The sequence below is a fragment of the Bacillus sp. FSL R5-0709 genome, assembly GCF_038004785.1.
GTDB lineage: Bacteria > Bacillota > Bacilli > Bacillales > Bacillaceae_G > Bacillus_A > Bacillus_A mycoides.
This window is the reverse complement of the sequence record NZ_JBBORT010000001.1, coordinates 2,564,437-2,587,068: the sequence shown is the minus strand read 5'-3', so window position 1 is coordinate 2,587,068 and position 22,632 is coordinate 2,564,437. Positions and strand designations below refer to the sequence as shown.

The 22,632-nt window shown below is 31.9% G+C and carries 23 protein-coding genes, 2 pseudogenes and 1 riboswitch; of the genes and pseudogenes, 19 read left to right on the top strand and 6 right to left on the bottom strand.

Translation table 11 applies throughout. The annotated features are described in order from the left end of the window. The first annotated feature begins 32 nt into the window (after nucleotides 1-32). Nucleotides 33-215: a hypothetical protein gene (locus tag MKX37_RS13155; RefSeq protein WP_033708104.1), complete on the top strand. Its 183-nt coding sequence runs from the start codon at nucleotides 33-35 to the stop codon at nucleotides 213-215. A 39-nt stretch (nucleotides 216-254) separates the two neighbouring features. Beyond that, nucleotides 255-392 carry a hypothetical protein gene (locus MKX37_RS13150; protein ID WP_002168260.1) on the top strand — a complete coding sequence of 46 codons (138 nt, stop codon included), beginning with the start codon at nucleotides 255-257 and terminating at the stop codon, nucleotides 390-392. A gap of 38 nt (nucleotides 393-430) precedes the next feature. Here the strand turns inward: MKX37_RS13150 and MKX37_RS13145 are convergent, their stop codons facing one another. The 3 genes from MKX37_RS13145 to MKX37_RS13135 all read right to left on the bottom strand — a co-directional run bounded on the left by MKX37_RS13145 (nucleotide 431) and on the right by MKX37_RS13135 (nucleotide 1,699). Further along, nucleotides 431-622, bottom strand: a complete 192-nt coding sequence (locus MKX37_RS13145) for a hypothetical protein (RefSeq protein WP_000369808.1) — start codon at nucleotides 620-622, stop codon at nucleotides 431-433. 171 nt (nucleotides 623-793) lie between these two features. After that, nucleotides 794-1,249, bottom strand: coding sequence for a MarR family winged helix-turn-helix transcriptional regulator (locus tag MKX37_RS13140; protein ID WP_002127658.1), 456 nt, complete (start codon nucleotides 1,247-1,249; stop codon nucleotides 794-796). 237 nt (nucleotides 1,250-1,486) lie between these two features. Continuing rightward, a complete protein-coding gene (locus MKX37_RS13135) occupies nucleotides 1,487-1,699 on the bottom strand; it encodes a hypothetical protein (RefSeq protein WP_002127657.1) in 213 nt (70 codons plus the stop codon). 286 nt (nucleotides 1,700-1,985) lie between these two features. On the opposite strand from MKX37_RS13135, the gene MKX37_RS13130 reads away from it, so the two are divergent. From MKX37_RS13130 to MKX37_RS13105, 6 genes are all read left to right on the top strand, one after another. Next, nucleotides 1,986-2,990 carry a DUF1835 domain-containing protein gene (locus MKX37_RS13130; RefSeq protein ID WP_002013147.1) on the top strand — a complete coding sequence of 335 codons (1,005 nt, stop codon included), beginning with the start codon at nucleotides 1,986-1,988 and terminating at the stop codon, nucleotides 2,988-2,990. 155 nt (nucleotides 2,991-3,145) lie between these two features. Continuing rightward, entirely contained in the window at nucleotides 3,146-3,550 is a 405-nt protein-coding gene (locus MKX37_RS13125; RefSeq protein ID WP_002127656.1) for a hypothetical protein, read from the top strand. Between the two features lie 160 nt (nucleotides 3,551-3,710). Next, nucleotides 3,711-4,946 (top strand): cytochrome P450 family protein, encoded by a 1,236-nt coding sequence (locus tag MKX37_RS13120; protein WP_050000449.1) that lies wholly within the window; start codon nucleotides 3,711-3,713, stop codon nucleotides 4,944-4,946. Between the two features lie 267 nt (nucleotides 4,947-5,213). Next, nucleotides 5,214-6,497, top strand: coding sequence for an MFS transporter (locus tag MKX37_RS13115; RefSeq protein ID WP_078422553.1), 1,284 nt, complete (start codon nucleotides 5,214-5,216; stop codon nucleotides 6,495-6,497). Further along, the gene (locus tag MKX37_RS13110) at nucleotides 6,487-7,116 is read left to right on the top strand and encodes a Vat family streptogramin A O-acetyltransferase (protein WP_002127653.1); all 630 of its coding nucleotides are present in this window, start codon (nucleotides 6,487-6,489) and stop codon (nucleotides 7,114-7,116) included. The genes MKX37_RS13115 and MKX37_RS13110 overlap by 11 nt, the downstream gene beginning before the upstream one ends. Before the next feature lie 73 nt (nucleotides 7,117-7,189). Continuing rightward, on the top strand, nucleotides 7,190-7,345 hold the full coding sequence (locus tag MKX37_RS13105) for a DUF1540 domain-containing protein (RefSeq protein WP_000046089.1): 156 nt from the start codon (nucleotides 7,190-7,192) through the stop codon (nucleotides 7,343-7,345). A gap of 102 nt (nucleotides 7,346-7,447) precedes the next feature. Here the strand turns inward: MKX37_RS13105 and MKX37_RS13100 are convergent. Beyond that, nucleotides 7,448-7,852 (bottom strand): annotated as a pseudogene (locus MKX37_RS13100) (PadR family transcriptional regulator). A 218-nt stretch (nucleotides 7,853-8,070) separates the two neighbouring features. Continuing rightward, complete coding sequence (locus tag MKX37_RS13095; protein WP_050000508.1) at nucleotides 8,071-8,604, bottom strand: DinB family protein; 534 nt, start codon at nucleotides 8,602-8,604, stop codon at nucleotides 8,071-8,073. A 238-nt stretch (nucleotides 8,605-8,842) separates the two neighbouring features. Between MKX37_RS13095 and MKX37_RS13090 the strand changes: the two genes are divergently transcribed. From MKX37_RS13090 to MKX37_RS13055, 8 genes and pseudogenes are all read left to right on the top strand, one after another. Next, nucleotides 8,843-9,145 (top strand): hypothetical protein, encoded by a 303-nt coding sequence (locus MKX37_RS13090; protein ID WP_000717614.1) that lies wholly within the window; start codon nucleotides 8,843-8,845, stop codon nucleotides 9,143-9,145. Between the two features lie 93 nt (nucleotides 9,146-9,238). Next, nucleotides 9,239-10,105: pseudogene (locus MKX37_RS13085) on the top strand (cytochrome P450); the annotation flags it as partial. Between the two features lie 113 nt (nucleotides 10,106-10,218). Next, nucleotides 10,219-10,797 carry a cysteine dioxygenase family protein gene (locus MKX37_RS13080; RefSeq protein WP_078422571.1) on the top strand — a complete coding sequence of 193 codons (579 nt, stop codon included), beginning with the start codon at nucleotides 10,219-10,221 and terminating at the stop codon, nucleotides 10,795-10,797. Between the two features lie 177 nt (nucleotides 10,798-10,974). After that, on the top strand, nucleotides 10,975-11,826 hold the full coding sequence (locus tag MKX37_RS13075) for a Cof-type HAD-IIB family hydrolase (RefSeq protein ID WP_078422570.1): 852 nt from the start codon (nucleotides 10,975-10,977) through the stop codon (nucleotides 11,824-11,826). A 353-nt stretch (nucleotides 11,827-12,179) separates the two neighbouring features. Further along, complete coding sequence (locus tag MKX37_RS13070; RefSeq protein WP_002127645.1) at nucleotides 12,180-13,967, top strand: PAS domain-containing sensor histidine kinase; 1,788 nt, start codon at nucleotides 12,180-12,182, stop codon at nucleotides 13,965-13,967. Between the two features lie 219 nt (nucleotides 13,968-14,186). Continuing rightward, nucleotides 14,187-16,313 (top strand): peptidoglycan D,D-transpeptidase FtsI family protein, encoded by a 2,127-nt coding sequence (locus tag MKX37_RS13065; protein WP_078422557.1) that lies wholly within the window; start codon nucleotides 14,187-14,189, stop codon nucleotides 16,311-16,313. A 76-nt stretch (nucleotides 16,314-16,389) separates the two neighbouring features. Then, on the top strand, nucleotides 16,390-16,920 hold the full coding sequence (lepB, locus tag MKX37_RS13060; protein WP_078422558.1) for a signal peptidase I: 531 nt from the start codon (nucleotides 16,390-16,392) through the stop codon (nucleotides 16,918-16,920). A gap of 256 nt (nucleotides 16,921-17,176) precedes the next feature. Continuing rightward, the gene (locus MKX37_RS13055; protein ID WP_078422559.1) at nucleotides 17,177-18,355 is read left to right on the top strand and encodes a macrolide family glycosyltransferase; all 1,179 of its coding nucleotides are present in this window, start codon (nucleotides 17,177-17,179) and stop codon (nucleotides 18,353-18,355) included. Nucleotides 18,356-18,404: 49 nt separating this feature from the next. Here MKX37_RS13055 and MKX37_RS13050 read toward each other — a convergent pair whose 3' ends face one another. Then, nucleotides 18,405-19,088 (bottom strand): aspartate/glutamate racemase family protein, encoded by a 684-nt coding sequence (locus tag MKX37_RS13050; protein ID WP_002127641.1) that lies wholly within the window; start codon nucleotides 19,086-19,088, stop codon nucleotides 18,405-18,407. 150 nt (nucleotides 19,089-19,238) lie between these two features. Next, nucleotides 19,239-19,354: riboswitch (SAM riboswitch) on the top strand. Between the two features lie 139 nt (nucleotides 19,355-19,493). Between MKX37_RS13050 and MKX37_RS13045 the strand changes: the two genes are divergently transcribed. The 3 genes from MKX37_RS13045 to MKX37_RS13035 are packed head-to-tail and all read left to right on the top strand — an operon-like array spanning nucleotide 19,494 to nucleotide 22,546. Then, on the top strand, nucleotides 19,494-20,042 hold the full coding sequence (locus MKX37_RS13045) for an ECF-type riboflavin transporter substrate-binding protein (protein ID WP_002168272.1): 549 nt from the start codon (nucleotides 19,494-19,496) through the stop codon (nucleotides 20,040-20,042). A gap of 10 nt (nucleotides 20,043-20,052) precedes the next feature. Further along, nucleotides 20,053-21,753 carry an ABC transporter ATP-binding protein gene (locus MKX37_RS13040; RefSeq protein WP_078422567.1) on the top strand — a complete coding sequence of 567 codons (1,701 nt, stop codon included), beginning with the start codon at nucleotides 20,053-20,055 and terminating at the stop codon, nucleotides 21,751-21,753. Continuing rightward, nucleotides 21,746-22,546 carry an energy-coupling factor transporter transmembrane component T family protein gene (locus tag MKX37_RS13035; protein ID WP_002127638.1) on the top strand — a complete coding sequence of 267 codons (801 nt, stop codon included), beginning with the start codon at nucleotides 21,746-21,748 and terminating at the stop codon, nucleotides 22,544-22,546. The genes MKX37_RS13040 and MKX37_RS13035 overlap by 8 nt, the downstream gene beginning before the upstream one ends. The last annotated feature ends 86 nt before the right edge of the window (nucleotides 22,547-22,632 follow it).

Sequence of the window (22,632 nt, the reverse complement as noted above, 5' to 3'; positions counted from 1 at the left end):
AAAAGAATAACGAACTCAAGTCACATACGAAATTGACGATATCATCGAGCGAAAAGATAGACGTTGTTATTACAGTCATTCAGCTAATGAATAAAGCGTGCCCAACTGGTGAAGAGTTACACCAGTTGGATAGATCCCTTGATATACAACCGAAAAAAAGAGGAGGACAAGAAAAAATACCGATTTGGGAAGATAAAGAAGAAGTGGACAAGTGAAGGGAAACGGTATGAGAGAAATTAAATAGGATGAAGAAAATGCCTGAAACCGTTGACGTGAAAGTTATGTCGGATGATGAGTTTCTAAAGAAATATAAGGGCATATTTAAAAAGGAAAGACACCAATTCAAAAACTACTATAAAGATTGCAAGCAGAAACATAACGGTTTGTTATAGAAATTTCATTTTGGTCAGATAGATTTTTGTTTGGAGTTTTAAGACTGTTGCATTTTTTTTATTTTTTTTGTTCCCAAAACACAACTAATAATTGCAAGTAATGCACTTGAGGAGATGAAATTTACGGTCCAATAAATTCCTGTTCCAGTAATTAAGTCGATAATTACAAATTTTTTAATTGCCGAACTTTTTATTGTATGAAAAACAAATTGATTGTTATTGTTATCCAATGTTGTCACGTCCCTTATCTTTTTTAAAACATATGACAAGGTATGCTTGTTCTAGTCATTTAATCTCAAGAGAATGATAAAGAACCATAAAAAGAACAGCTAGCAAAAGCTAGCTGTTTCATAAATCAAAAACAAAAAATCAGATTGGTTTTGAAAAATGATTGAGACGAATTATTTAAAATGTTGTAGAGAATTTAGTAAGTCATTATGGATACGTAATAAGGTTTGGATATCTTCTTCAGACAGTTGTTCTAGTGCTAGTTCCATTGCTTTATAAGAAGTAGAGTTTTCAATGGATCTCTTAGATATTTCTTGTCCTTTTGTTGTTACTTTTAATTGTATTTCTCTACGATCTTCATGTGATTGTTTTCGCTCAATTAATCCTAAATTAACTAACTCATCTACATTTACACTCATTGTGCTTTTAGGAACTGAAAGGCGTTCTGAGATATCTTTAAGAGTAGTATTAGGAGTTGCATAAATTGAATTTAAGATGCCCATTTGTTGAACTGTTAATCCTAACGTAGAAGCGTTTTGATGAGTAAACTTTATAATTTCTTTGTTTATTTTTACAAATGAATGGACAATTTCACTGGCTTGTTTGATACCTTGTTTATGTAGACTCAAAGTAATAACTTCCTTTCATTTTAAAATAATTCAACTCGAAATTGTTCATTGATGAACTATTTTATTTTGAATCAAATTGTAGGGAAAGTCAATAAACGATATTGATAAAAAACCTAATAAAAAATTCATTTTGTAGAAATAAAAAAAGGTGATGAACGTCGCATCACCTTTTGATAAAGCAGAGCACTTTCAAAAATAAAGTATTCAAAATTAAAACAGAAGTTATCATAAATTTCTTTAATCTTTGACTTGAAACTTATCTTTAATATTAATAAATAATAAAAATAATATTATGGCAGATATTAAATTAGACAAGTAGAAATCTTGGTGGAACAGTAGTTCAAAGATGACATCGAAAGTGTATAATAAAGCAACAGCAGGTAATATGCAAATGAACATAAATCTCCAATTTTTTAAATAATGTTTGTAATAAGTATGTACTTTCTCCATAGATATTGCTCCTGTAATTTTTATTTTCTATATAAATATACATTTAAATAAAAGAATTTACAAAGCGTTTTAAAAATAAATAAAAAATATCGTGAAAGTGATGTGTAATAGAAGAAGTGTACTGAAATGTTAACATCTATACGAAATAAACATAAATTAACGCTAATATATCACTGTACTAATATGAAATTATAATTAGATATAATCTATAAAAAACTTTAAAACACCGTTACTAAAATGATACACTATAATCTACGTTATTTTAGTAATGAATAGAGGGATTTACATGATAGATAAAATCAAAAATGTTGTAGAGGATATGTACGAAGATGAAGCAAAACATTTACTGCAAAGCATTCTTATACAATTAGATTTATTAGAAGAGAACTATAGTGAAGATACGATTAAACACTTGATAAGTATACCTAAGCAACTAACGAGTAATACATCTTATAAAAAGAATGTAAAAGAAAGTACACACATTCATATCGCTTTTGATGATTCAACAACTGGGTGTTTAAAATATATGTTAAGTCAAGAAGAACTATTTGAGGAGAGTGTTGTTGCATTCTCTGAATTCTTTTCAATTGGACCGATTAATCAATTACATACGAATAAAGGGCAACTCGCAAGACAGCAATGGTTATTAAACAACTTAACTTCTTATGATAGTTATTTTGAAGAAGAATATTTACCAAAATTTATGGAAACTTTAGAAGAGCTACATTCTATTCCTAATGAAACACCGATTACCATTTGGAAGGCAGATAACGCACATGAACATGTAGGCCTTTGTTTTGTAATGGCGCAATTAAAAGGTAAGAAAAATATTCGAATCATTAATACATCTGAAATGAGTAGAGAAATATTAAACCAAGAGTATGATATACGTGGAACTGGAGAATTATCGCCCGAAAGTTTAGCTACTTTCCAAAATAGTTTTGCAGAATCACCGTTTTTAACTAAAAAAAGTAGAGTGAATCTTGAACACGAGTGGGATAGTTTATCGAATAGCATGGAATTTTTAAGAGTTTGGAAAGACAATGAAGTGCATTCTGTACAAGAAGAATATTTTGACCAATTCATTATTGAGTGTGCGAAAAAAGTAGGTGCTGATAAAGACTTCCTTAAAGCTCCGAGAGTAATTGGTGAAGCGCTTGGCCTTGTAGAGCAATTAGTTGGGGATACTTTCTTAGAGTATCGCTTGAAAGTATTAATTAAACAAGAGGTATTTGAATTTGAAGGTTTATTAGAGGAAATGCGTTTTTATAGTGTGAAGTTGAAAAAATAATAATATATTCCGTTTATAAAAAAGCTCGTATTTTTGAAAAAAAGATACGAGCTTTATTTTTTTAGTTTAATTTGGGCTATACATAAGCTTCCGATGGGTGTCATATCACATATGAATGTTAAAGGTAATGAATGAAAAGAAGGTGATTTGTTAATATGTATAACGAACAAAATTATCCATATGATCAAACGATGTATTATAATCCACAACAATACGGATATGAACCTGATATCGAAGTTAGAGAGGTTGAACTAGAAGATTATAGACCAGATGATGCGGAAGATGCTCCAACGTCACCACCACCGTCACAAGCTCCGTCTTTACCATCCACATTTGCTTCTCCAGCACAAGCAGGGAATATGAAATCATGGATGTGTAACTGTCTAGGAAGATGGGGCTATTTACGTTTGCATCGTCCTGGACCTTTCGGAAGAGACTTATGGTTTTTTCCGACAGAAGTAAGAAGAAGTGGGGTATCCGGCTACACTTGGCAAGCTGGTCGCCGCCGTAAAGTAAGTTATCGATATCAACAAATTAGTAATTTTATGTGCTTTGCATAATGGGAAGTGAGAGGGTAGAATGATTTTACTCTCTCACTTTTTTATTTTTCAATATTAGAAGTAAGATTTTAATTGAAAATTTACAATTTTTCAGTTCTTATTGAAGTATAATTCAAATATTGGGTTGATTTTTAAAAATAATTGAGAGTGAGGGAATGTAATGTCAATTAAAAATAAGGTTGGCCGAAAAATAGAAGATGGCATTAATTTAGCTTCTGCTCAGTTTAAAGAAGATGCATATGAAATTTATAAAGAGTCACGAAAAATGCAACCTATATTATTTGTAAATGAAGTTGAAATCGGTAAAGAATGGCTCATTACAAGATATGAAGATGCTCTGCCACTTTTAAAAGATAATCGTTTAAAAAAAGATATGGCAAATGTGTTTTCTCAAGATACAAAGAACATGTATCTTTCTGTTGACAATAGTGATCATTTAACAACGCACATGTTAAATTCAGATCCACCTAATCACAGTCGTTTACGATCTTTAGTTCAAAAAGCTTTTACACCAAAGATGATTTCACAATTAGACGGAAGAATTCAGAGAGTAGCGGATGATTTAATAAATGAGATAGAGCGAAAAGGTACATTAAATCTTGTGGATGATTATTCATTCCCATTACCGATTATTGTAATAAGTGAGATGCTTGGAATTCCAAAAGAGGATCAAGCGAAATTTAGAATTTGGTCTCATGCTGTCATTGCATCGCCAGAAACACATGAAGAAATAAAAGAAACCGAAAAACAACTATCTGAGTTTATTACATATCTTCAATATATAGTTGATGTAAAACGAAAAAATCCAAAAGAAGATTTGGTTAGTGCGCTAATACTTGCAGAAAATGAAGGGCATAAACTTAGTGCTCCAGAGCTATATTCAATGATAATGCTGTTAATCGTAGCAGGACATGAGACAACAGTGAATTTAATTACGAATACGGTATTAGCACTTCTTGAAAATCCGAAGCAATTACAATTATTAAAAGATAATCCGAAATTAATTGATTCAGCTATTGAGGAAGGATTGCGTTATTATTCTCCAGTTGAGGTGACGACTGCAAGATGGGCGGCTGAGCCGTTTCAAATTCACGAACAAACAATCCAAAAAGGAGATATGGTTATTATCGCATTAGCTTCAGCAAACCGTGATGAAACAGTATTTGAAAACCCAGAAGTATTTGATATTACACGAGAAAATAACCGTCATATTGCCTTTGGGCATGGTAGCCATTTCTGCTTAGGCGCTCCACTTGCTAGGTTGGAAGCAAAGATTGCTATTACTACTTTGTTTAAACGGATGCCATCGTTACAAATAAAAGGTGAGCGTGAAAAAATTAATTGGCAAGGTAATTATTTAATGCGTTCTTTAGAGGAATTACCATTGTCTTTTTAGAATAGTTATATTGAGACATGCATACATGACAAATGATTAACATAGAGTATGTATGTGTTATTTAAATTCGAAACGGAAGGGTGAAAACATCCCAATGATCAACTAATTCTATTTGTAAGAGATCTTCGTTAAAAAACGAAATATTCTTCTGAATAGGATTAGTATGTGCATGTATAGAAAAGGGATGTGTTTCGCACTGCGAATATATAGTCTTTTCATATGATTTGTGCTGCCTCCTGTTCAGAACACGAAATAGGAGGATTTTTTATGTCGACGACTGCAGAAACGAAACAAAATCATGGGGTATCACAAGTATTAAAAAATCGATTTGTGCAAGGGATTCTAGCATCAGCATTATTTTTACAAGTTGGTATTTGGGTTCGTAACTTTGCGATATTACTTTATGTTATGGAAATGACGAAAGGTGATGCTTTTGCTATTTCGATGATTTCGGTTGCTGAATTTGCTCCCATTTTTATTTTCTCATTCATTGGTGGAACTTTTGCTGATAGGTGGAAGCCAAAGAAGACAATGATATGGTGTGAGACGTTAAGTTCTATTTCCGTATTCGCTGTATTAATTACTCTTATGTTTGGAACGTGGAAAATCGTGTTTTTTGTGACGCTTATTTCTGCAATCCTTTCGCAGTTTTCTCAACCATCTGGTATGAAGTTGTTTAAACAGCATTTATCAACGGAACAAATTCAATTAGCGATGTCTATATATCAAACAATATTTGCGATTTTTATGGTGTTAGGACCGATTCTTGGAACATTTATTTTTCATAGTTTTGGAATTTATATTTCAATCATCATAACAGGTATCGCTTTTTTACTTGCAGCAGCTGTGTTGTTATTTCTTCCGAAAGATCTTGAGAATGATAATGAGAAGAAAGAAATTACGCTGTTACAGGAAATGCTGGATGGTATTAAATATGTAAAAAAGAAAAAAGCATTAACTTTGCTAGGGTTTTGTTTTATGGCAGCTGGACTAGGTATAGGTTTAACTCAGCCACTAGGCATTTTTATTGTGACTGAGCAGTTAGGGTTATCAAAAGAGAGTTTACAATGGTTACTAACAGTAAATGGTGCGGGAATGATTGTTGGCGGGGCTTTAGCGATGGTATTTGCGAAAAACGTTGCTCCCCAAAAGATGTTAATTGTAGGGATGCTCGGTCAGGCAATTGGAATTGGTATTATAGGCTACTCCACAAATTTATGGGTGACACTTACGGCACAACTTTTTAGTGGTTTAGCTCTTCCATGTATCCAAATTGGTATTAATACGCTCATTATTCAAAATAGCGATACCGATTTTATTGGTCGCGTGAACGGCATTTTAAGTCCACTATTCACCGGTTCAATGGTAGTAACGATGAGTATAGCTGGTTCCTTAAAGGAGATGTTTTCATTAGGTACGATGTACGAGGGGACGGCTCTACTATTTATAATTGGATTATTGTTTATTTTACCTATATACAATTTAAAGCCAGTAATAGCAGTAGAAAGTGAAATGAATGGTAAAGGAAGTGCTGTGCAACATGAATCCTAATCCAAATGTTAAATATCCTATTGAAGGAAATCAAAACGTTCATTTTATAAAAAATACAATAACGAAATCTAATATATTTGTTGGTGACTATTCTTATTATGATGCGAAAGATGGAGAAACATTTGAAGATCGAGTATTATATCATTATGAATTTATTGGGGATAGGCTTACCATTGGAAAGTTTTGTTGTATTGCAAATGGAGTTACCTTTATTATGAACGGAGCGAATCACCGGATGGATGGATTTTCGGCATATCCATTTAATATATTTGGAAATGGGTGGGAGAAGTATACACCTAGTTTGTCTGATTTACCTTACAAAGGTGATACAGTTATAGGAAATGACGTTTGGATTGGTATGGATACAACTATTATGCCCGGAATAAAAATAGGGGATGGTGCAATCATTGCAGCTAAATCTGTTGTGACTAGAGATGTCGTACCATATACAATTGTTGGCGGAAACCCTGCAAATAAAATAAAGGAACGATTCACAAATACAATAATAGAAGAATTATTGCAAATTCAATGGTGGCATTTTGACATTGAAAAAATAACCGAAAATATAGATGCTATTGTACAAGGAGATATTGAACCATTAAGAAAGTTAAAAAGGTAATAAAAAATGCATGACAAAGAGTATCATACCTCCGAATTTTGTTAATGATAATAGAACAAGGAGGTGTGATACTATGGCACAAGACGTTTTATGTGAAGTAAACAACTGTAAATTTTGGGCTAACGGCAATAAATGTAGTGCAGATGCAATTTATGTAGTAAGTCATAAAGGTAAACATGCATCTACAACTGAAGAAACAGATTGCAAAACTTTTGATCCAGAAGTATAAATTTTTGAAGGGTAGCCAAATCGTGGTTGCCCTTTTATTAATTATAGTATTGATAATAAATCTCATTTTCATTCATTGTTTTTAACTTTTCTTTTTATTTTTTCATATTTTCTTCATAAGTGATGCAATCCAGAGCAATTCATGTTCAATACGTGATTTACTAAATTCAATGACTTCTGTAATAAAAGGTGAGCTAACATGCAAAGATTGAATAGCAGTAAGTTGTTTATGTAGTACGTCTTGGCGTATTGTTAAAATTTCTTTTCTAGCTTCGTAATCAAGTTTTTCAAATAGCGCGATACGCACAAGGAACTCAGCGTTATTTGTCGCAATCTTTTCGGGAAACTCTCTTAACATTTCAGAAAAAATTTATTCTCCTGTTTCAGTTATGTCGTACATATTTCGGTTTGGCTTTCCGACTTGTTTATGTATTTTTTTCGTTATAGCACCCATATTTTCGAAGCGCCGAAGAGCGGGATAAAGTGTATTATGGGGTTCAGCCGAGATACGTGTAAAAACGGGTCATAAGCTGTAATATATTTCCATTATTGGTTTTTTAGTTAAAAATATCTACCTCATGATTAACAAAAAGCTGATTACCTATGCGCTATAAATGAACTGCCCCCAATTGTTAAACAAAACCTAGCAATTGGGGGCAGTTCATAGTTATCATTTGACTCTTCTAGTGACTTTCTCAAGTAAAGCACCCTTTGGTTGAATAAGATTTATTTATTCATTCCCATCAATCGCTTAATTGTTCTTATTTGTCCACGATGATTAATTTCGTCTTCCATAACGTGAAACCACAAGTAGTAATTATTATAAGGCACACCATTATCCCACTTGTTTTCCTCGAATAACCAGCTATCTTGTTTTGATTTCAGATATGTTAGTGTATTTTCTCTAACTTGTGATAATTCATTCAAATAATAATCTAAAGATTGCTTTTTTATTCCTTCCCTTGCTTTGTCTCCAAGTTCTAAAGAAATTCGCCACTTTAGATATTCACTTTCAGTTAAATCTCTTTTTTCAAACGAGATAACTTGATGAACAAACTCCATCGCTGCAATATGTGATAAGAGAGAACCAATAGTGTTTGAACTACCGTTTGGTAAGAAATCTAAATCACTTTGGTTTAAATTGGAGATTTCGCTCAATGTAACATCTCTTGTATGTTCAAGCATTGTTACAAGCTCTCCAATCTTATTTGAATAGTTTTCTCTTGAAATTATTCTATAATATATATCCCTCCAATTCATGCTAAGCATAAGTTTACCAATAAAATAAAAAAAACAAAGTCTGAAAATTCATGTAAAATAATGATATAATTTAATTGAATATAAAGAAAAAGGAAACCTGTTTTTATCAGTGTTACCTTATCCAAGACTAAATTTTACCCATACATCATTTTTTTGATGTAGCTCTTGAAGATAAAAACTATTTAATTTTCAAGGAACAGTTATTAACTTAAAACTTATTATACGAGGAGGGTGTATCATGAAAAAAATATGCTTTGTATTAATTGTCGACGCTGGTATAAATTATGGTTCAATATTTTCTCTACCATTTTTAAGGAATCAGGATGATTTGAAGGAATATTTTTCTAAGTATTATGATGTTTCAATTAATTATATTAGGGATAAAAACTCAGTTGACTATTTGGTAGTTCCCAAACCGTGTCCACCTTTTGATAATGAAAATAATCTTCCAATAATTGAAGTACCAGCAATCTTATTTATGGAAAAGGATTTTGAAAAAATAAAGACTTATATAGACAATTATTTTTCTAATAACTCATAAAGAAAATAAAAGTACAGTAAAAAGAAGTCCGATAAAAAACGAGTGGCGTAGAATATTTCTATTAATCATTCGTTTTTTATTATATTTACATATCAGTCTATCGCAAATGAACTTGTACAACATATCGGAAAATATAGTGAGGTTAATATCGTTGAAGAGTTTGCTGCACCTTTACCTGTTACCGTCATATCCGATTTATTAGGAGTGCCAACAACGGATCGTAAAAAGATTAAAGAATGGTCTGATATTTTATTTATGCCATATAGTAAAGAAAAATTTAACGATTTGGATGTAGAAAAAGGAATTGCGTTAAATGAATTTAAAACGTACCTGCTTCCAATTGTTCAAGAGAAAAGATATCATTTAACCGACGATATTATTTCAGATTTAATACGAGCTGAATATGAAGGTGAAAGATTAACCGATGAAGAAATAGTTACTTTTTCTTTAGGCTTATTAGCGGCAGGTAATGAAACAACTACAAATTTAATTATTAATAGCTTTTATTGCTTTTTAGTGGATTCACCTGGAATATATGAAGAGTTAAGAAAAGAACCTACATTAATTTCAAAAGCGATTGAGGAAGTATTACGCTATCGCTTTCCCGTTACATTAGCTAGGAGGATTACAGAGGACACAAATATATTTGGACCTTTTATGAAAAAGGATCAAATGATTGTTGCATGGGTAAGTGCAGCAAATGTAGATGAGAAAAAATTCTTACAAGCTTCTGAGTTTAATTTACACAGAATAGGAAATGAAAAGCATTTAACCTTTGGTAAAGGTCCTCACTTTTGCTTAGGGGCACCACTTACACGTTTAGAAGCTGAAATTGCATTAACTACCTTTATAAATGTCTTTGAAAAAATAGAGTTATCTCCATCGTTCAATTTAGAAAAATGTATATTGGAAAATGAACAAACATTAAAATATTTACCTATTCTTTTGAAAACTAGGTAAAACGTTCAGCAAGGTACAAAATTACTGTACCTTGTTTTTAATTTCTCAATTGTAAATTTTTAGTGGTCTATTTAGTATGGAAGTGTGTGAAAGAAGAGTGGAGGAGGATGCTTATGTTAACGTGTAATGGAAGTAAAACGTTTCAAACATTTATTAAAGCTGTAACGGATTTAATTGATAGTAATTTATTAGAAGATCAAATTGTTTGTGCGATTGAAAAATTACTAGAAGAACTTTTAGAAAAAAAAACATGGCTTCCGCTAGAAAAACAGAAGGCGAATTCGGCTCAATATGCACGACACTTGTTATATGAAGATCCTTTAAAGCGATTTGAAGTATTAGCTCTTGTATGGAAAGATGGACAATCTACACCTTTACATGATCATGATGGTACATGGGGAGTAGAAGGCGTTTTTTCAGGAAGGATAATGGTGCAGAACTTTATACAAACTAAGCAGCTTGAAAATTCACTTGTTTATTTAACCCATACAGGAAATCTTTATTTGGGAGAAGGAGAAACAGATAAAGTCATTCCACCAGCTGATTGTCATATTCTTAAAATAGCTGAATGCGAAAGCGTTGTCACGATTCATATTTACGGAAAACGTTTAGAAAAGTTTGAAGTATATTTCCCAACTGAAGAAAAGAATGTGTATATGTGTGAGACACAATATATTAGTTATAGTTCATAGTTTAAAATCAAAAGCTTTTCTTTAAAGAGAAAAGCTTTTGATTTTATTTTTAATTATTTCTTGACCTGAAACGCTTTTCATAAATTATAAATAAGAAGTACTTAACGAGCTCAATATGAAAACGATACCTTTTCGTTAAATAAATCTCGTGTATTTATAGAAAGTGGTGAAGAAATAATGAAATTAATAGCAATTGATTTAGATGGAACCCTTCTTTCCGGTAATAAAATGATAAGTAAAGAAAATGCAGAAGCAATTCGAAAATGTCAGGAAGCAGGCCATGTTGTAGCTATTTGTACAGGGCGTTCTATCGTTGATATTGAACGATTATTGTTAGAAGTTAATTTAGAGTGTCCAATTATTGCGGAAAATGGTGCCCTTATTTATAAAGATAAGAAAATGATGAAGAGATATCCAATTCAAAATATGCAGGCACTTGAGATTGTAGAATATCTTGAAGAGAATGGCTTGTATTATCAGCTTTATACTAATAAAGGTGTGTATGTACCGGATTATGGCGTAGAGAGTGTACGAAATGAAATCGAGTATGTAAAGAATTCAAAAGAAAATTTCAACTTGAAAGAGTTAGAAACGATTGCAGCATTATATCTCGAACATACAGCATTTCATAGTGCGGAAAGTTGTAAACCAATTGTAGAAACTGATATACATGTGCATAAGCTTTTACCATTTTCTTATGACATAGAAAAGTTAAAAAAGTTAAAAGCAGCGTTTCTGCATAATACTGATTTAGCAATTACATCTTCATATTGGCATAATTTAGAGATTAATCATCGAGATGCTCAAAAAGGAAATGGATTATATACTTTAGCAGAACATCTTAATATTCCAGTTGAAAACACTGTAGCAATAGGCGATGGCTTAAACGATGTTTCTATGATGGAGAAAGCAAATATATCAATTGCAATGGGAAATGCAGTTGAAGAAATAAAAGTGATGTGTCAATACGAAACGTTAACAAATGAAGAACATGGTGTCGCACATGCTTTATATAAATATGTAATGTAATAAAAAAAGAAAAAAAGAATCCAAATAGATTCTTTTTTTCTTTTTATTAGGGGTAAGGTATTCTATGAGATTCATAGAAGCCTTATTACAACTCATTATATAGAATATATTGGAATAAATGTTTATATTTTTCATGAAAGTTGTGAAACTTTTGTGAATTTTACGGTTATTGTATTTTTATACTGCTACTAGCAGCGCGTAACAATCCCATATTATTTTCTGTTTTTAATTGAAAAATAGAATTTGTTTGAATAATTATTCTACAGCTATATACCTAGGGGCACTTTCTTCGTATAATGAAGAAGTATGAATTTTGAATTTGTATAAATTTTACATATCGAGGTGAAAAAGGAATGAATGCGCGGCTAATGGAACTTATTGATGTGAGTACAATAGAAACCATGGCAGAACAATTTTATAAATTAACCAACATATCACATCAACTTCTTGATGCTGAAAACGAATGTATATTTTCATTTGGAATTAATGAAATGAAAGTATGTAAACTTCCCAAAATCGAAATCCCCCTTTTCTTATACAATCAATATTTAGGATCTTTTGTTGTATGGTCCAAACGAAGCGAAATTTTCAATTGCCAAAAATATTTTGAAATGCTTTCTAACCTCATTATAGCTGGGGTGAAAAAAGCAGTTCAAAGTAAAAATACATCGTTACTTTCTCGAAAAGAGGAAGAACTACATACGATCTTACAAAACATGCCTGTTATGGTTGATGCGCTTGACTATAATGGAGATTTTGTTTTGTGGAATCGAGAATGCGAGATTGTAACAGGTTATACTGCTGAAGAAATAATTGGGAATCCAAACGCTCTTCAATTACTGTATCCTGACCATAATTATCGCCATCAAATACAAAATAAATTTTTGACTCGTGGAAAAAATTTTAGAGATTGGGAAATGAGTTTAACATGTAAAAATGGTGAAATTAAAACGATAATGTGGTCCAATATATCTGAGCAGTTTCCTGTAACAGGATTTAGTTACTGGGCTGTTGGGGTAGATATTACACATTTAAAAACGATAGAAGGGCAATTAAAACAACAAACCTCTGAATTAGAATTAATTTTTAAAGCTTTACCAGATTTATGTTTTTTAACAGAAGACGATGGGACAATTATAGATTATAAAGCAGGATCTCCTACAAAATTTTACGTACCCGCAGAAGCTTTTATGGGAAAAAAGTTTTACGAAATATTACCGTCTCCAGTAGCACAGCAATTTCAAGAAGCAATTCGCCAATTGAAAGAAGAAGGAAAGAATGTAATTGTAGAATATCCTCTAACAATTAATGGAAGTATCGATTTCTTTGAAGCTAGATGTTTACCATTATTACAAGATAAAATTATGATCATTGTCCGCGATATTACAGAGCGGAAAAAGGCAGAAGAATTGCTAAATAAATCAGATACACTTGCGGCAATTGGTCAATTAGCAGCCGGTGTAGCTCATGAAGTGAGAAACCCATTAACGGTAATTAAAGGATTTATACAGTTATTCCAAATTAATAAAGAAGATCAAGAAAAATATTTTGACCTTATGCTTTCCGAAATAGAAAGAATAGAAGCAATCCTCCAAGAGTTTTTGTCGATTGCTAAAACTGATGAAATAAATACAGAAAAGAAAAATATTTATCAAATTTTTAAAAATGTCGTATCATTAATTAATACAAAAGCAATCATGACAAATATTCAAGTTGAACTATTTACAGATTCCAAAGAGATAATCATTGAATGCTCAGAAAATCAATTGAAACAAGTATTTATTAATATTTTGCAAAATTCAATTGAAGCAATGCTAAATGGGGGGGGAATTTCAATCCATATAAAAGAAATACATAAAAATGGTGTCGTTATTAGTGTAATAGATGAAGGAATAGGAATACCTGAAGAAAGAATTAAAAGATTAGGTGAACCTTTTTATAGTACGAAAGAAAAAGGTACCGGTATTGGATTGATGTTAAGTTATAAAATTATTGAAAGTCATCAAGGAACAATAAGTATAATGAGTGAGGTTGGCGTCGGGACAACTGTAACGATGTACTTGCCGAAAATTCAGAGTAAACAATCTCTATCAAATTGTGATGATAGATGTATTTCAATACGTTCTAATATTAATTCCTAAAATACCTAATACCCAATAACAAAGCTAAGCTTTTGTTATTGGGTATTTTTATATTTAATTTAGTAAACTTTACTTTTTCTTTATATTTGTTTTAATTTCTATTAAGTTTTAAACGTTATATTAATATACGTACAAAGTAATGTGTGGAAATTGTACATTACTTTTAATATAGAGAGCTAAAAAATATTTAAAATGTTGTAAGGAGGAGATTATGACAAGGTGAAAAAGAAAGAGAAAAAGAGTGGTAGAGCACTACCTATACGGTTAAATATTTTATTCTTTTGCGTATTTTTATTATTTTCTGGAATTATAATCCAGTTAGGTAAAGTACAAATTTTCGATGGAGAAACATATAAGAATGAAGTAGAAAAAAGAGAGAATGCAACTGTTAGTCTTACAGTACCACGCGGCAAAATTTATGACCGTGAAGGGAATCCAGTAGTGGACAATAAGTCTTTACGTACGATTACATATACAAAGGTGAAAGGTGTAAAATCGGAAGAAATGCTAAAAACTGCAAGACAACTTGCAGAAATAATTGAAATGCCGCAAGAAGATATAGATAAGTTAACCGAGACGGATAAGAAAGATTTTTGGATGCAGTTAAATCCAAAACTTACTCAAGATTTAGTATCTAAAAAGGAAATAGATAAGTTTAGAGAAAAGGATATTAACGGAAAAGAGTTAGACAGAAAAATAGAAGAGTTAAAAAGAAAGCGAGTTACAGAAAAAAATCTTCAAGAATTAACAGCAAAAGACATAGAAGTGTTAGCTATTAAAAGTAAAATGACTTCAGGTTATCAAATGGCACCTCAAATTATTAAAAAAGATGTTAGTGAAAAGGAATATACTGTGATTAGTGAAAATTTAGCAAATCTCCCAGGTGTAGACGCATCAGTTGATTGGGAAAGGCTCTATGTAAATGATGGCTTATTCCGTTCAGTTCTTGGAAATGTTTCGAATGCTGATGAAGGATTACCACGTGAACGATTAGATTATTATTTAGTGCGTGAGTATAGCCGGAATGATCGTGTTGGGAAAAGTTACATCGAACAGCAATACGAAGATGTACTTCATGGTACGAAAAAAGAAGTAAGAAGTATTGCTGATAAACAAGGTGATACAATTAGAACAGAAACAGTTTCTGAAGGGAAAAGCGGCAAGAATTTAACGTTAACAATTGATATGGAATTACAGAAAAAAGTAGAAGAGAGCATAGAAAAAATATTAAAGGCCTATAAAGGTTCAGAATCGATGTTGGACCGTGCTTTTGTTGTAATGATGAATCCGAAAAACGGCCAAGTATTATCGATGGCTGGGAAAAGACTTGTAGAAAAAGACGGAAAAATGGAAGTAGAAGATTACGCTTTAGGTACGCTGACAAGTTCATATGAGCTTGGATCAACTGTTAAAGGTGCTACAGTATTAACCGGATTTGAAACAAAAGCTATAACACCGGGAACACATTTTTATGATGCACCTATGAAGTTTAAAGGAACTAAGGAGAAAAAGTCATGGAAAGATTTTGGAGATATAGATGACCTAAGAGCTTTACAAGTTTCCTCTAACGTTTATATGTTTAACACAGCATTAAAAATTGCTGGTGTGGATTATGTAAAGAACAGTTCACTAGATATTAAACAAGAATACTTTGATAAGATGAGATATTATTTCAGACAATTTGGTTTAGGTGTTCCAACAGGCATTGATTTACCGAATGAAACAGCGGGGCAAATTGGGAGAAAAGATAATCAGCCAGGTTTCTTATTAGACTTTTCCATTGGCCAGTATGATACGTATACACCACTTCAGCTTGCACAATATATTTCAACTATTGCAAATGGCGGGTATCGTATGAAACCACAAATTCTTCAAGAAATTAGAGAACAAACCGTTCAAAAAGATGAGGTCGGTAAAGTAGTACAATCAATAGAACCCGTTGTTTTAAATAGAATTGATATGAAAGAAGAATATATCAATCAAGTAAAAGAAGGCTTTAAGAAAGTATTCCAAGAAGGGGATGGAACGGGAGTAAAGGCGTTCAAAAAAGCACCCTATAAACCAGCTGGAAAAACAGGAACTGCACAGACTGTATACGGTGGAGAAAGTGATATTGGGAGAAATGAGAAAGGCGATCGTAGAGAATGCTATAATTTAACATTAGCAGGATATGCGCCATATGATGATCCAGAAGTAGCATTTTCCGTTGTAGTACCATGGGTTATAAATGATAAGTCTGGTATTAACTCTGATATTGGAAAAGAAGTTTTAGATGCTTATTTTGATTTAAAAAATAAGCGATTAACTGGCGAAGCACCAAAAATAGATGACTCTAAAGAGAATTAAAATCTACGAAACGTCTCTAGCATTTATATGAACTAGAGACGTTTTTACATACGAATAGATTAGAAATGAGGTATATATGAAGCAATTGATTCTAAAAGATTGGAGAAAAATATGTAGCTATATTTTAATTATAATAGGAATTATTATTATTAATAATTCATTTTTATTTTGTATGGTAGAAGGAATTTCGATGCAACCTACTTTGAATGAAAATAATCGCATACTAGTTAATAAGGCTAGTGTCTATTTTTCTTCTTTTCATCATGGTAATGTTGTAATAATAAAAAAAGAAGACGAGCCTACATACTATGTGAAACGAATTATTGGATTACCAGGGGATAACATACAATTAAGAGACGATGAGGTATATATTAACGGTAAAAAGCGTGATGAGTCGTATATACAGTTAGATATGTCACAAGTATCAAATCGTTTTTCAAACTGTAGAGAAATGAAAGTTCCCACGCATAAATTATTTGTGTTAGGTGATAATCGAAATCATAGTAAAGATAGTAGGAATACGCTTGGACTAATTGATGAGTCAAATATAATAGGTAAAGTGAAAATGGTATATTATCCATTTGATCAAATAAAATGGATAAAATAATTCTATTAGATTTGCACGTTTTATAAAATAAATCATATATTGATAGCATAGGACAAGCAGAAAAGCTTATCCTAACCTCACAGAACACTCCTTATCACAGTTAGGCATCTACATTTTATGTAGATGCCTTTTTCAATGTCTGATAATTATTTATCAACCTAAAGTAGTAAGTATATTGGGACTATTAAGGGAAGATTGTTTGTAATAATAACCGTACGATTAATAAGAAGATTGAATTGTAAGGAGTGAGAAATAAGTGATGAATATTTTAATAGTTAATTTCCCTGCAGAGGGACATGTAAATCCTACATTAAGTTTAGTAAAGGCCTATACTGAAAGAGGTGATAATGTACACTATATTACAACGGAAAGCTTTAAGGAAAGGCTTGAAGTTTTGGGAGCCATTGTACATACTCATCCGGATTTATTAAAGGAGATTTCTATTGATAATGAAACTTCATATGGATTAAAATCTTTCTTTCATGTACATGTTCAAACTTCTTTATACATATTAGAAATTACGAAACGATTATGTAAAAGCATTAATTTTGATTTCGTAGTTTATGATATATTTGGTGCTGGAGAGTTAGTAAAGGAATATTTACAAGTTCCAGGCATAGTTTCCTCTCCTATATTTTTAATTCCACCAGTATTATTGGAAACCTTGCCTTTTCATCCAAATGCAGAAATACAATTCCAACCCGATGAACTCTCTGAAAAGTTACTGTATCAAATGGAACATGAATTTGGAGTAAAGCCCAAAAATAATCTTCAATTTATGCATAATAAGGGAGATATTAGTCTCGTGTATACAAGTCGTTATTTTCAACCTAATAGCGATTCGTTCGGAGAAAACAATGTTTTTATTGGACCGAGTATTATAAAGCGCAAAACAAATGTAAAGTTTCCACTTGAATTGCTTTCAAAAAAGAAAGTTATTTATATTTCAATGGGAACACTTCTCGAAGGGCTCGAACCATTTTTTAATACTTGTATTGATGCTTTTTCAAATTTCGAAGGGATTGTAGTAATGGCGATTGGTGATAGAAATGATATTTCAAAAATTAAGCAAGCGCCAGACAACTTTATTATAACCCCTTACGTACCTCAATCAGAAATATTAAGTGAAGCAGATGTTTTTATTACACATGGTGGAATGAATAGTGTGCACGATGCAATCCATTATAATGTCCCATTTGTGATAATACCGCATGATAAAGATCAACCTATGATAGCGCAAAGATTAACTGAGCTTGAGGCAGCACATAGATTATTGAAAGAGCATGTTAATGTGCAAACTTTAAAAAAGGCGGTAACAGACGTTCTTTCAAATGAAAAGTATAAACATGGCATTCGAAAACTGAATGAAAGTTTTTTAGAGTGTGGTGGTTCCAAAAGAGCCATTGCAGTTATTGATGCTCTTTTAAATAAATAGTTCGGATAATATAAAAGCATAGAGGCTCTACCTGTATGCTTTTATATTATTATCCAGCAAATTGTACAGCAGTATTCGCATGTAAATAAGCAGTATCAAAAACAGGAACAGATAGATCATTTTGGGAAATGAGCAAAGGAATTTCCGTACAGCCAAGTAGAATTCCTTCAGCCCCATTATTAATTAATGAATTGGTAATTTGTATTAGTTTTTCTTTTGATGTTTCTGAAATAATTCCTCTACTTAATTCATTTAATATGACGTGATGGATAAAAGTTCTTTCTTCGTCATTTGGGATAATTGTCTCAATGTTATATTTTGCTAGTCGTGATGTATAAAAATCTTCTTCCATTGTTTGTTTCGTTCCTAATAATCCGATCCGTTTTATATTCTGTTCTACCATTTCTTTAGCACTTACATCACCGATATGAAGAAGTGGGATTGATATTGCTTGTTCTACTTCCTCAGCAAATAGATGTACAGTATTAGAACACATTAGTAAACATTCAGCTCCAGAGTGTTCTACTTTTTTTGCTACTGCGACTAATTCATTTTTCACTTCTTCATATTGATGATTTTGTAATAATGTAGTTACTTCACCAAAGTCCATACTATATAAAACAAGCTTCGCATTTTGATCATATTGAGAGAGAGTTAGTGTATTAATATGTTTATAATATAACGATGTTGATTCCCAACTTAGTCCGCCAATTAAGCCAATTACTTTCATCATGCATTCCTCCCGTAACAATTTTGAATTTATTATTTCATAATTCCGATAAGAATACAATGATTTAGTTGAACTATTTATCGAAAAATAAAAATAGTAAGAAAAGTATTGAAATTATTTATTGTTAGTGCCATAATACAGATTACAAATACATACTTATCCAGAGAGGTAGAGGGAACGGCCCTATGAAACCTCAGCAACCCCTATGTAATTACATAGGAAGGTGCTAATTCCGCAGAGGACACTATGTGTCTTTTGAAAGATAAGGGGATTCTTGTACGTGAAAGAAAATGACCTCTTATTAAAGAGGTCATTTTTTGTTGTATAGAAAGGAAGTGTCGATGCATAATTCATTTTCAAAATAAATATAGAGTATTAAAAGTTGAATAATACGAGAGGGGAATTGTAATGAACAAATTAACGACAAAGCTAGTAGTAGCTATTGGAATTGGAGCAGCTCTATACGGGGTATTAGGGCTTTGGGGATTTTCTATCGCACCGAATACATTTATTAAACCCGCATTGGCTATTTTAACAGTTTTTGGAGCGTTATTTGGCCCGGTAGCAGGGCTTTTAATAGGACTCATCGGTCATACCGTTACAGATACGATTGCTGGTTGGGGTATTTGGTGGGGATGGGTTATTAGTTCGGGTATTATTGGTTTTGCAATGGGACTCATACAAAAAAGATTTGGTTTTAGTGTAAAACATGGAACGTATAATAACCGTGATATTTCTTATTTTGCAATTGCAGGGTTAATTGGTATTGTCATAGCTATTATATTTGCTGGAGCATTCGATATTATTGTGATGGGAGAACCGTTTGACAAAATAGTTATACAAGTACTAGGCGCAACAATTGCAGACGTTATCGTATTTTTAGTTCTTGGCTTACCAATCACGATCGGCTTAGCGAAATCAAATAAGAAACATACACATTTAAAAATTGAAAAGTAGGGATGAATACATGCAACCAATTATTTCTTTTGAACAATTTACCTTTCAATATAGGCATGCTACGCAGCCTACTTTGAAAAATATTACATTTCAAATATATCCTGGGGAAAAGGTACTTATCGCTGGACGAAGTGGTTCAGGTAAGTCAACATTAGCTCATTGTATAAATGGGCTAATCCCATTTTCTTACGAAGGGATAAGTACCGGTAACATTTTAATAGCTGGAAAGGATCCGAGAAAAGGTAGTGTTTTTGAACAGAGTAAACACGTAGGGACAATATTACAAGATCAAGATGCACAATTTATAGGCCTTACTGTCGAAGAGGATGTAGCATTTGCATTAGAAAACGATTGTGTAAATCAAATAGAAATGAGAAAGATTGTTACGGATTCTTTAAAAAAGGTAAGCATGCAGGACTTTCATACACAAAGTCCGCATGAATTATCAGGAGGTCAAAAACAGACAGTCTCTCTTGCAGGTCTGCTAACGACAAATGCAGATATATTATTATTTGATGAACCGTTAGCTAATTTGGATCCTGCATGTAGTTTGAATACAATAGAACTCATTAAAAATATACATGAGAAATATAATAAAACAATTGTAATTATTGAACATCGAATAGAAGAAATTTTAAACCTTGATTTAGATAAAATTATTTTAATAGATGAGGGAGAAGTTATTGCCGTTGGTTCACCGGATAGTATTTTAAATTCTGATATATTACCAAATATCGGACTAAGAGAACCTATTTATATAGAGGCGCTAAAGAAATTAAATTTTGATAGTAATAATGTTAGGGTATTTCCAATTGAAAATCTTCGTAATGCAGGCGTTCATATCCTATTAAAGAACTGGATGCATAAGCAAGTTTCATCAAAAAACAAATATATTAAAAAAGCTTTATGCAAGATAGAAAATTTATCATTTACGTACAATAACAAACATACAGCCTTAGAAGATATCAACCTTTCAATAGGAGAGGGAGAAATAGTAGCGTTATTGGGTCATAATGGAGCAGGGAAATCGACATTAGCTCATACTCTTATAGGAATAAATAAAACAAAGAATGGGAGAATAACATTCGATGGAGAAAATATAAATTGTTGGTCTATTCGTAAACGCGGGGAAGTTATTTCTTATGTTATGCAAAACCCAAATCAAATGATTACACAGCCTACTGTTTTAGAAGAGGTTTCATATTCATTAAAATTAAAAAAAGTTTCTAAAGATGAGATTGAGACAAGAGTCGAAAAAGCTTTAAGAATTTGTGGATTATATCCATTTCGTAACTGGCCAATTCAGGCATTAAGCTATGGACAAAAAAAGAGGCTTACTATTGCATCTGTACTTATAACAAACCCAAAACTTATTGTATTAGATGAACCGACAGCTGGACAAGATTATTACCATTACAAACAGTTTATGTCGTTTATTAGAAAACTGGCTGAAAGGGGCATATCCTTTATTATTATCACACACGATATGAATCTTGCTTTAGAATATGCAGATCGAGCGGTAGTTCTGCACGAAGGGAAAATTATTGCGGACAATACTGTATCTGCTGTTTTAGGGGATCAAGGAACGTTACAAAGAGCTAATCTATGGGAGATTTCATTAATAAAACTAGCTAAATTAAGCGGAATTCCAACTCCAGAAACATTTGTGAAACTTTATATTGAAGCTAATAGGAGGGAGGAATATGCATAATACGTATTTTTATCGTATGGATGGTGCAATTAAATTATCTTTATTTATATTTTGTATGACACTTACTTTTTTATTTTTTGATTTTCGTATATTGCTAATTTTATTTATTGTTGGATGTATCGGCCTCTTAATTGCAAAAATTCAATTGCGTAAAATTATAGTTATTTTCAGCGTTATATTTACATTTAGTTTATTAAATTCCGTTATGATTCTTTTCATTACGCCCACCCATGGATCGGAATTAACGGGATCGTATACCTCTTTTTTTTATATAGGTTATGCAACAATTACATATGAAACTTTATTTTATGCAGCTACACTTTCATTGAAATATTTTACGTTATTACCATTTACACTTCTTTTTATTTATACAACTCATCCAAGTGAATTTGTGAGCAGCTTAAATAAATTTGCTGTTCCTTATAAAATTACATATGCAATAAATATTGCACTACGTTATATACCAAGCATTCAATCTGAATATATAATCATTAGACACGCACAGGAAGCAAGAGGCGTACCTTTTGAAAAAGGAGAAGCGAGCTTGTGGATTCGTATGAAAAACCGTGTTTTAATTTTTTGGCCACTTATTATTCATTCATTAGAAAGGATTGATACTGTTTCAAATGCAATGGATTTAAGAGGTTTTGGAAAAAAGGATAAACGAACGTGGTACTATGCAAAAGACGCACAAAAGGAGGATTACATCACACTTTTTGTTGGTATTATCATTTTGATTATTGCAGTTTACTTAAAGCTGAATGTATTCCAAAGTTTCTGGTACCCATTTTAAAGCACTCTCAATAGAGTGCTTTTACTAATTTTTATGAAGACATGCTCAAAAAAAGGAGATACACATACTGTATAATACGAACCAGT